Annotated in this window: 9 protein-coding genes; 7 read left to right on the plus strand and 2 right to left on the minus strand. The window is 50.2% G+C overall.

The features are described from left to right. The first annotated feature begins 170 nt into the window (after window positions 1–170). From recQ to BP97_RS0129090, 5 genes are all read left to right on the plus strand, one after another. Window positions 171–1,940, plus strand: a complete 1,770-nt coding sequence (recQ, locus tag BP97_RS0129070) for a DNA helicase RecQ (protein WP_028552258.1) — start codon at window positions 171–173, stop codon at window positions 1,938–1,940. 15 nt (window positions 1,941–1,955) lie between these two features. Then, window positions 1,956–2,624: a ribonuclease H gene (rnhA, locus tag BP97_RS0129075; protein WP_028552259.1), complete on the plus strand. Its 669-nt coding sequence runs from the start codon at window positions 1,956–1,958 to the stop codon at window positions 2,622–2,624. Window positions 2,625–2,780: 156 nt separating this feature from the next. After that, window positions 2,781–3,731: a magnesium/cobalt transporter CorA gene (gene corA / locus BP97_RS0129080; RefSeq protein WP_028552260.1), complete on the plus strand. Its 951-nt coding sequence runs from the start codon at window positions 2,781–2,783 to the stop codon at window positions 3,729–3,731. Between the two features lie 198 nt (window positions 3,732–3,929). Then, window positions 3,930–5,384 carry a SulP family inorganic anion transporter gene (locus BP97_RS0129085; RefSeq protein WP_028552261.1) on the plus strand — a complete coding sequence of 485 codons (1,455 nt, stop codon included), beginning with the start codon at window positions 3,930–3,932 and terminating at the stop codon, window positions 5,382–5,384. A 94-nt stretch (window positions 5,385–5,478) separates the two neighbouring features. Beyond that, the gene (locus BP97_RS0129090; protein ID WP_028552262.1) at window positions 5,479–6,264 is read left to right on the plus strand and encodes a DUF554 domain-containing protein; all 786 of its coding nucleotides are present in this window, start codon (window positions 5,479–5,481) and stop codon (window positions 6,262–6,264) included. A 306-nt stretch (window positions 6,265–6,570) separates the two neighbouring features. Here BP97_RS0129090 and BP97_RS0129095 read toward each other — a convergent pair whose 3' ends face one another. Then, on the minus strand, window positions 6,571–7,230 hold the full coding sequence (locus BP97_RS0129095; protein WP_028552263.1) for a thiamine diphosphokinase: 660 nt from the start codon (window positions 7,228–7,230) through the stop codon (window positions 6,571–6,573). 269 nt (window positions 7,231–7,499) lie between these two features. On the opposite strand from BP97_RS0129095, the gene BP97_RS0129100 reads away from it, so the two are divergent. Together BP97_RS0129100 and BP97_RS0129105 are read left to right on the plus strand one after the other, a co-directional pair. Continuing rightward, entirely contained in the window at window positions 7,500–8,498 is a 999-nt protein-coding gene (locus BP97_RS0129100) for an SGNH/GDSL hydrolase family protein (protein WP_028552264.1), read from the plus strand. 166 nt (window positions 8,499–8,664) lie between these two features. Next, window positions 8,665–9,603: an MBL fold metallo-hydrolase gene (locus BP97_RS0129105; protein WP_028552265.1), complete on the plus strand. Its 939-nt coding sequence runs from the start codon at window positions 8,665–8,667 to the stop codon at window positions 9,601–9,603. A 53-nt stretch (window positions 9,604–9,656) separates the two neighbouring features. On the opposite strand, the gene BP97_RS0129110 is transcribed toward BP97_RS0129105, so the two are convergent. After that, the coding region (locus BP97_RS0129110; protein WP_028552266.1) for an IS3 family transposase at window positions 9,657–9,870 on the minus strand (214 nt) is incomplete at its 5' end.

The following is a 9,870-nucleotide window of genomic DNA, read 5'->3' on the forward strand; positions in this document are numbered from 1 at the left end:
GGGGATAAAGCTTGATATAAAGTACGAGAATCATGGCAATAGAACTAACAGCAAAGCAACGAAGTAACTCTGTCGGCATGGGAGAAAAGGGAACAAAGCGGACGATCCAACGGCCCTCTCTCCCCGCGGCATCGGGTCAGGAAATAAAGGGGGAGCGCAGTTTGGCAGGCATGATGGAACGGGCTGAAAGAGTGCTCAAATCATATTACGGTTACGGAACATTCAGGGACGGGCAGAAGAAGGTCATTAGCAGTATATTGGACAAGCGGGATACGCTTGGGATTATGCCGACCGGTGGAGGAAAGTCGATTTGTTATCAAGTGCCCGCGATGCTGATGCAGGGAACGACGATCGTCGTCTCACCGTTGATCTCGCTCATGAAGGATCAGGTAGACGGGCTGGACAGCATCGGCATTTCGGCGACCTATATTAACAGTTCTTTAACGTACGCACAGGTAGAGGTGCGGATTCGCAAGGCGAGCCGCGGAGAATACAAGATGCTCTATGTGGCGCCGGAGCGCCTGGAATCCGAACGATTCATCGATCTGCTGACCGAGCTTGAGGTACCTATGGTAGCGGTAGACGAGGCTCACTGTGTATCGCAGTGGGGGCATGATTTCCGTCCCAGCTACCTTGCTATCAGCAGGCTTGTGGAGCACTTGCCGCAGCGGCCCATTCTGGCAGCTTTCACGGCGACAGCGACCGATCAGGTACGAGATGATATCGTCAAGCATCTGCAGCTGCAAGAGCCGGAGCTGCATGTAACAGGCTTTGCTCGGGAAAATCTCGCATTCTCGGTCATTAAAGGCGAGAACAAGCGGGATGTAATGCTCGATTATATTCGCGAGCATCGAGATGAAGTGGGGATCGTATACGCAGCTACGCGCAAGGAAGTGGACAACCTGTATGAGCTGCTGCGCAAGCAGAAAGTGCCTGTAGGCAAATACCATGCTGGTTTGAGCGATAGGGAGCGCGCTGAGGCGCAGGAACAGTTCCTGTACGATGAGGTTCGTGTCATTGTGGCAAGCAACGCGTTCGGCATGGGAATCGATAAGTCCAATGTGCGCTATGTTATCCATTATAATATGCCCAAAAATATGGAGGCCTACTACCAGGAGGCGGGCCGTGCAGGCCGTGACGGAGAGCCGAGCGAGTGCATGCTGCTGTTCAGTCCACAGGACATTCATATACAGAAGTTTCTCATCGAGCAGTCCATCGGTGATCCTGCACGGCAGGGGCAAGAATATCGGCGCCTTCAGCAGATGGCGGACTACTGCCACACATCACAGTGCTTGCAGCGCTACATTGTGCGTTATTTCGGAGACGATTGCGAGGACTGCGGGCGATGCAGCAGCTGCAGCACGGAGCGGCAGCTAACGGATATAACGGTTGAAGCGCAAAAAATATTCTCTTGCGTACGCCGAATGAAAGAGCGCTTCGGAGCGACTATGGTAGCTGCCGTACTGAAGGGCTCGCGCAGCAAGAAGGTGCTCGAGATGGGCTTTCAAGAACTCAGCACCTACGGATTGCTTAAGGATCGTACTGAGAAGGAGATTGTGGATTTGATCCAGCTTCTTGTCGCAGAAGGCTATCTGCTGATTACGGAAGGCAAATACCCTGTGCTCAGGCTGCAAGCCAAAGCACAAGCGGTCCTATCTGGTGAAGAGCAGGTTGTGCAAAAGATGCGTATCCGCACAGAGCCGGCTGCACGGGACGTGGAGGCGGAGCTGTTCGACCAGCTGCGCAGCCTTCGTACAGAGATTGCCAAGAAGGAAGGCATCCCGCCGTATATTGTATTTCCCGACAGCACGCTGCGGGAGATGTGCGGCATCAAACCCACCAATCCGGCGGCCATGCTCAAGATCAAGGGCGTGGGGGAAGCGAAATTTTTCAAATATGGGGCTTATTTTATCGATTTTTTCAAAAATCAAAACGGATAGTAGGTGCGTAGCGTAGTGGCCAAATCAAAGTATTACGTCGTATGGGAAGGAAAAGTGCCCGGTATCTACAATACATGGGCGGAATGCCAGGCACAGACGAACGGCTACCCGCAGGCGCGCTTCAAAGCCTATGAAAGCGAGGCGGAAGCCAAAGCCGCGATGTCACGCGGTTGGAAGGCATCCTTCGCGGCTGCCAATGCCAAAGGAGGTTCGACTGCCACAGCGTCTTCCTCAGGCAGCCGTAAGTCTGCCGGAAGCAGCTCTGCAAAGCCGGTACAGGCGGATCTGGATAGCCTATCGGTGGACGTCGGCAGCAGAGGCAATCCCGGGATTGTTGAATACAAAGGGGTAAATACCCGGACAGGCGAGATCGTTTTCCAACATCCGCCGATTTCAAAGGGGACGAACAATTTGGGGGAGTTTCTTGCGATCGTCCATGGTTTGGCTTATTTGAAGCAGAAGGGCAGCGACATGACGATTTACAGCGATTCCGTCACAGCTATCAGCTGGGTACGTAAGAAGGAGGTTGCGACCAACCTGGCTCGCGATGCCTCTACCCAGGAGATATGGACGCTGGTGGACCGCGCGCTAGCTTGGCTTCGCAGCAATACGTACAATAATAAAATCATCAAGTGGGATACCAAAGCTTGGGGAGAAATTAAAGCGGACTACGGACGGAAGTAGGCTGCTAAACGCATCCAGTGCTTCAGCCTGAAAGGGTTGAAGCACTTTTTTCTTGCCGCAACATTCCGTAAAATCGCTTCACAATGGGTATTATGATAGTAAAGAATGTTAACGGAAGAAGCACCGCTGTCATCTTAACAAAAAGGATGAATGCTATTGATACGGATATTAGCGTTTACGGAAAGCTGTGGTATGGTCGAAGAGTTGTCCTTGCAGGAGCTGCATCGCCCTGACGTTCAATGGTTTTGGGTTGATTTTGACCGCCCCACGGAAGAGGAAGCAAAGGAGCTGCATGAGTTTTTTCATTTTCATCCGCTGGCTATCGAGGACTGCTTTCATCTCTTGCAGCGACCTAAGCTGGATTATTATGAGGATGTTCAATTCTTTGTTCTTCATGCCATTAATGAAGTAACATTGGGCGCAGAGGAAGTCGATATGTTTTTAGGAGACCGATATGTCGTGTCCTTTCATTTTGGTCAGCTAAAGGCGGTTGACGAAGCGTGGCAGCGAATCAAAGAATCCAAGCATGTACTGGAGCTTAACCATCTTTACTGCGCTTATTTGGTTATAGACCATCTGGTGGATCAATACTTCCCATGCGTATATCAGATTGAAGACCAGCTCAACGAGCTTGAAAGCAACACAGGTCAAAAGTCGATCGAGAAGCTGATGAGCGAAACGTTCGAAGTACGCTCTAAGCTGCTGAAGCTGCGGCGTACGATTTTCCCAATGCGGGACCTATTGTACCGCGTGATCAGCTCGGATCGAATCATGGGTTTGAAAGACCAAGTGTTTTTCTTCTCGGACATTTATGATCATCTGCTCAAGCTATCCGAGATTTTGGAATCAAACCGTGACGTGACTGCGGATTTGAGAGACAGCTATATCTCATTGAATTCCAATCGGATGAACAACATTATGAAGACTCTCACGGTCATTACGACCATATTTATGCCATTAACTTTTATTGCCGGTATCTATGGGATGAACTTTCAAAATATGCCGGAGCTGACCTGGTCATGGGGGTATTTTGCGGTACTAGCGGTGATGTTCGGTATTGGGATCGGTATGTTTTTATGGTTCCGTCAAAAGGGCTGGTTTAAATAACAGACACGTAAAACGGAGAAAAAACGCGATAATAGAGCTGTATTTAAGCGAGAAGCGCATATACGGACCTATATGCTTGATTAAGAAGGTGAAAGATTCCTCCCAACCGTTTATAATCGAGGGCAGTGAATATCGGCCCCGGCAATCCTGAGAGTGGAACGCCAACTGAGAGATTAACGGAATAGGAGAGGATTTTTCTTGTTTTTTGAACGGTTGAAACAAGGCTTTTTTGGTAATGTCCGAAGTGATATTTTGTCTGGCTTGACGGTTGCTTTTGCTTTAATTCCGGAAGCTATTGCGTTTTCCATTATGGCGGGTGTGGATCCGATGGTCGGCTTGTACGCTTCCTTCACCATTGCTGTGACGATATCGATCGTCGGCGGACGTCCTGGAATGATCTCGGCGGCGACGGGAGCTATGGCTTCTTTAATGGGACCGATTATTGTCAAATACGGATTGGATTATTTGTTTGCGGCGACGCTTTTGACCGGACTACTGCAGTGGATACTTGGAGCTTGCAAAGTGGGACGGGTTATAACCTTTGTGCCGCAATCGGTTATCGTCGGGTTCGTCAATGCTTTGGCTATAATCATTTTCATGGCGCAGCTTCCTAACTTTGTTGGCGCGACTTGGCTTATGTATTTGATGGTTGCGGGAACGCTGGCCATTATTTATTTGCTGCCGCGCATCACGAAGGCAGTTCCTTCCGCGTTAGTCGCCATTATTGTCATGACGATCATTACGATGGCAACGGGGGCTGATCTGCGAACCGTCGGAGACATGGGGGATATTCGCCAGGCGCTGCCGATGTTCCACATTCCAGAAGTGCCGTTAACATTAGGTACCTTGCTCACGCTGCTGCCTTATTCGTTGGCTTTGGCTGTTGTTGGTATGACAGAAACTCTGCTGACAGCCACCATTGTGGATGAAATGACGGAAACCAAGAGCAACAAAAACCGTGAAATCCGCGGCCAAGGCATTGCTAATATCGTCACAGGCTTCTTCGGTGGCATGGCAGGCTGCGCAATGATCGGACAAACCGTCATTAACGTCAGATCCGGAGGAAGAACCAGGCTGTCTACTTTTGTGGCGGGGATCTTTTTGTTGTTCCTCATCATGGTGCTGGGAGACGTCGTAAAGCAGATTCCGATGGCAGCTCTTGTAGGGGTTATGTTCATGGTCTCGATAGGAACGTTCGACTGGAACTCCATTCGGACTATTGGAAAAATCCCGCGCGGTGACGCCATTGTGATGGTGCTGACTGTTGCTATTGTTGTAGCAACCTCCGACTTGGCGATTGGCGTTGTCTCTGGGGTTATCCTGAGTGCCGTACATTTCGGCTGGAAAATGGCTCGTCTGCGCTGCAGCACCTTAACGAATGAGAAAGGGCATAAGGTTTATGAAATATCCGGGCAGCTGTTTTTCGGAACGATGATGCATTTTGTGGATTTGTTCGATTATGCAGCAGATCCTGAGCAAATTGTGATTGATATGAGCGCTTCGCATGTATGGGATCATTCCGCGGTGACGGCATTGACCAAAGTTACACAGAAATATGCCGGGCTAGGAAAAAAGGTCACTCTCACCGGATTGAATTCGGAAAGCCGCAAAATCATCGATCGGGTGGGGCTCTCCAGCGAATCGGCTCATTAATGCCATGAAATAAAATAGTGTAAATCATATCGTATATGGAACGGATCAGTACATCGAGAGATAGAACAAGACAGAATGAGAGGTTCGATCGGGCATGGCATTATGGGGGACGATAGTCAACGCGGTAGCAATATTAGTCGGAGGCATGCTTGGACTTGTGCTTCATCGGATGAGCCAAGGGATTCGCAGCACGGTGATGCAGGGGATAGGGATGGCGCTTATAGCGCTCGGGTTGTCGATGACGTTAAAATCGAGCAACTTTTTGCTGATTGTAGCGAGTCTGGTGCTGGGCGGTATTATCGGTGAAGTCCTCCAACTGGAACGGGGATTGGAAAAGCTGGGGCAGCAGCTGGAGCGAGGCGTCAACGCCTTATCACGCATCGGCAAAGGGCGACGCCATGCGGATAGCGGTTTGCAGGGTGATGACGGTACTGAACTGAGTACCGACAGGAAGCAGGGAAGAATCGCGCTCGGTTTCGTCAATACGACATTGATCTACTGCGTCGGCGCGATGGCCATCCTTGGCGCGTTGGACGGCGGATTGCGCGGACAGCATGAGATATTGTACACGAAAGCTATGCTGGATGGATTTACAGCTATTATCTTTTCCTCGACTATGGGAGTCGGTGTACTGTTCTCGGCGGTTCCCGTGTTTCTGTATCAGGGAGCTATAGCTCTTGCAGCGGCAGGAATTTCTACCCTTATTCAACAGGACATGCTTACTGAGATTATTGCCCAAATAACAGCGGTGGGAGGCGTGCTCATTATGGGGATCGGAGTGAATTTGCTTGAGATTCGGAAGATCAATGTAGCGAATTTGCTGCCATCCTTACTGATAGCCGCCTTGGCGGTTCCTTTTATTCAATGGGTTAGCGGTTAGATGGGGGAGGAAAGAGCCATCCGTAAGGGGGCACAGATTGACGAGGTGTGGAATCGAAAAATGGCTTCGGTATCCCGGTGGAGTATCCCCTTCCGGTCGCTGTTGTTATCGGGAGATTTTCATTTATACGCTATAGAGCTGTGATTTCCCGATAACAAAGGCGTGCGCTTCGCTCTTACAGGGGATACCCCACCTACCACCTTTACATTTTTCAGTACTAATGGATTTCTCGACAATCTGTGCCCCTCGCGAAGGGGTTCTTTTTTTATAATAGTAATGAAAGCAGTAAAACGGTACCTCGATATCTTAGTGCGGAGTATCGCTGCTTTGAATGACAAGGAGCAGTCCCGAAGAAATCGTAATGACCCCAACAGGCTCAACGAGAATATTGCTGATACCCAGCGACTGCCCTATCGTCAAGGTGGCGTTGTGCAGAGGGTACTGGAATCCGTCCAGTGTAATGCCGTTGACATCCAGACTCAATGGAAGCAGAGAGACATGAGTGTGCCGATCCCGATGGATGCGCAATGGAGCACGGTTATTGGTTAGAGAGATGCGGTTATGCGCATCGACGATACTGCAAAGAATGCCTGCCTCCAGTCCCTTGCGCAGTAAATGGAGGTTCGCCAGCGAGTGGTCCCAGCGTGTGCCGAGCACGCCGCACAGCACGATTTCTCCCGGTTGCTGCTCTAATGCCCAGTTCATGGCCATTTCGGTGTCGGTTAAGTCCTTCATTACCGGGTCACAGGTCATAAATCGCTTACTTTCTTGCTCTATCCGCAAGGCCTCCTCCGAAGTAACTGAATCAAAGTCGCCGAGAGCAAGATCGGGTATAAGTCCATTCTGCAGCAGGAAGAGAGCGCCTTTGTCAGCTCCTACCAACAGATCTCCAGGCTGTATAAGCCGAAGTGCCCACGGGCCGAGACTTCCTCCGGAAAAAATGATAATACGGGGACCGTTTGTCATTTTACATTGTGTTCCTTTCCTATATCATTTTTGAGTTATTTTATTGTAGCATATACGGCAAGGGTTGAATTGCCATGAAGGATAAAGGAAGGCTTGATGTCAATTCAAGTGATATAAAGCCATCGTACCAATAGATGTAAAAGCAAGTATACAGCCAGAATATTTCTATGATATTGTTAACGTGTGCAATTATTTATGAAATTTATGAAACAATTATTGGGGATCTTAGACTGTTTTCAAAGAAGAATTCAAGTGCAGGAGGGATACTTATGAAAATGGAAGATATGGTTGCAAAGGGGCTGTTCGCTAACTCGCTGCGTACGGTGCAGACCGCGGAGGGGTGGATGCCTGTCCGTTTTACCGAACGTCAGATGGAGTTATACAGCAAGGAGGAAAGATTCCATAACCGCAGTCATTGTCCGGCGGGTATTTGTCTCGATTTCGTATCGGACACGCAGTCTGTTGAGTTGAATTATTCCCTGGGCAGCGTGGTTCGTAAATGGGCCTATTTCGATATTTGGCTGGACGGTGCTATGGTGGCAAGTCTCGGTCCGGACACTTTGGAGGAAGACCAAGGCAAAGTCACGTTTGAACTGGGTGAAGGCTTGCCTCTTGGTCCGCATAGAAGATGGACGATTTATTTGCCGCAAAATGCAATGCTGACGATTCATTCGCTGGAGCTTTCGGAAGGGGCGTCCATCGAGGCAGCCAAGCCTCATCCACGGAACTTGCTTTGTTTAGGCGACTCCATAACGCAAGGGATGGATGCGAAGAAGCCTTCCTCCACTTATGCGGTTCTTCTCTCGCGTACGTTAGAGATGAACCTGCTCAATCATGGAGTGGGAGGCTACGTGTTCGATGCGAACAGCCTGGATGAGAGCTTACCGTACAAACCGGATTTGGTCACTGTCGCCTATGGAACGAATGACTGGGGACGATTCGAAACGCTGGATATTTTCCGTCACCATTGCTCCGAATTTATGGCTAAAGCGGCGAAGCTGTATGCCGGTGTTCCTATGTACGTGCTGACTCCGTACTGGAGAGCGGACCAACAAAAGGTCGTTAAGATGGGAACACTGCAGCAATTAAGCGACGTCTTGCGCGAAATAGGTGAAGCATATCCGAATATAACGGTGGTGGACGGGCAGAAGCTTATTCCCCATCTGCCGGAACTGTTCGGCGATGGTTTTTTGCATCCGAATGATGAAGGCTTTTTACATATCGCCATGAATCTATTCAAACAAATAGCAGCAAATGGGCATAACTAGGTAGGCATATCTTTTGTGATGCACCTCCAATATGGGTTTGCCACTCGGTAGACTGCTGGTTTTGCGCCAGACCATCGTAAGCGGTATAGTAGAAAGAGACCTGTATATACAGTACAGTAAGCTCATGATGGCTCGACAAAAGGCAGAGAGTGGGGCAGGGGAAACCATGGCGGGAAAACTATACGAGAACATGAACGGCGTAAAGAATTTAAAAGGATTTAATGAGCTTCGTCAGTGGCAAAAGGAGCGGAAGGCGAAGGTTAAGGATTTGTCTTATACGGTTCCGGCCGTAGAACATAAACGAATTGATTTTTTACGGAGTAACCGTCAAGAGACGACGATGACATGGATCGGTCATTCCTCGTTCCTTATACAGTTCGGTGGTGTGAATATCCTAACGGATCCGGTGTGGGCGGAACGGATGGGTTTTGCTAAAAGGCTGGCTCCCCCTGGGTTACGCATGACGGAGCTGCCTCCTATCGATGTGGTGCTGCTCTCCCACAGCCATTACGATCATATGGATATGCGTACGCTGCGTTCCTTCAAAGCAGCGCAGCTGTTTGTACCAGAAGGGCTCGGCAGCAAGCTGCGGGCGAAGGGCTTTGCCCGCGTGAAGGAGCTGAGCTGGTGGGAGCATGTGCAGCTCGGGGGTCTCGAGCTGCATTTTGTTCCGGCGCAGCATTGGACGCGCCGCACGCTTTGGGATACCAACCGCTCCCACTGGGGCGGTTGGATTATTCAGCCCGCGCAGCAGAGAGGTGCGCGTGAGGCGGTTTATTTTGCCGGGGACAGCGGCTATTTCCCCGGCTTCCGGCAGATCGGCGAGCGATTCGCGATCCGCTATGCTCTTATGCCCATCGGCGCTTATGAGCCGGAATGGTTCATGTCGATGCAGCACGTAACGCCGGAGGAAGCCGTGCAGGCATTCCTCGATGTGCAGGGGGAGATCTTCGTCCCGATGCACTATGGCGCTTTCCGTCTCGCAGACGATACGCCGCGCGAGGCGCTCGACCGGCTTACAGCCGAGTGGCGCCGGCGGGAGCTTCCGGAGCAGGCGCTGCGTATACTCCGGCACGGAGAGACGCTAAAGCAAGAAACCCCCTAGGCAGTGAACTGCACCTGGTCAAGACCCAATTTAGTGGACAGTTAAGAAAAACCCTATTTTGCAAGCTGGCACCGGTACTCTACCGGAGTCAGCTTGTTTAATTTTCTTTGTGGTCTGTGATGGTTATAAAAATAGATATAATTTTCAATTCTGCTTTGTGCTTCCTCAATGGATCGGATATGATATGGATAGAGTGCTTCCGTCTTTAAATGCGAAAAGAAGCTCTCCATGGAGGCGTTGTCATAACAATTGCCTCGGCGAGACATG

It is taken from the genome of Paenibacillus sp. UNC451MF, assembly GCF_000686845.1.
Taxonomy (GTDB): Bacteria; Bacillota; Bacilli; order Paenibacillales; family NBRC-103111; genus Paenibacillus_S.

What these genes read in the sequence shown, in the direction of transcription:
- BP97_RS0129095 (WP_028552263.1), bottom strand. Translation starts at nt 7,230, where the DNA reads ATGACAAACGGTCCCCGTATTATCATTTTTTCCGGAGGAAGTCTCGGC.
- BP97_RS0129090 (WP_028552262.1), top strand. Translation starts at nt 5,479, where the DNA reads ATGGCATTATGGGGGACGATAGTCAACGCGGTAGCAATATTAGTCGGA.
- BP97_RS0129100 (WP_028552264.1), top strand. Translation starts at nt 7,500, where the DNA reads ATGAAAATGGAAGATATGGTTGCAAAGGGGCTGTTCGCTAACTCGCTG.
- BP97_RS0129105 (WP_028552265.1), top strand. Translation starts at nt 8,665, where the DNA reads ATGGCGGGAAAACTATACGAGAACATGAACGGCGTAAAGAATTTAAAA.
- recQ (WP_028552258.1), top strand. Translation starts at nt 171, where the DNA reads ATGATGGAACGGGCTGAAAGAGTGCTCAAATCATATTACGGTTACGGA.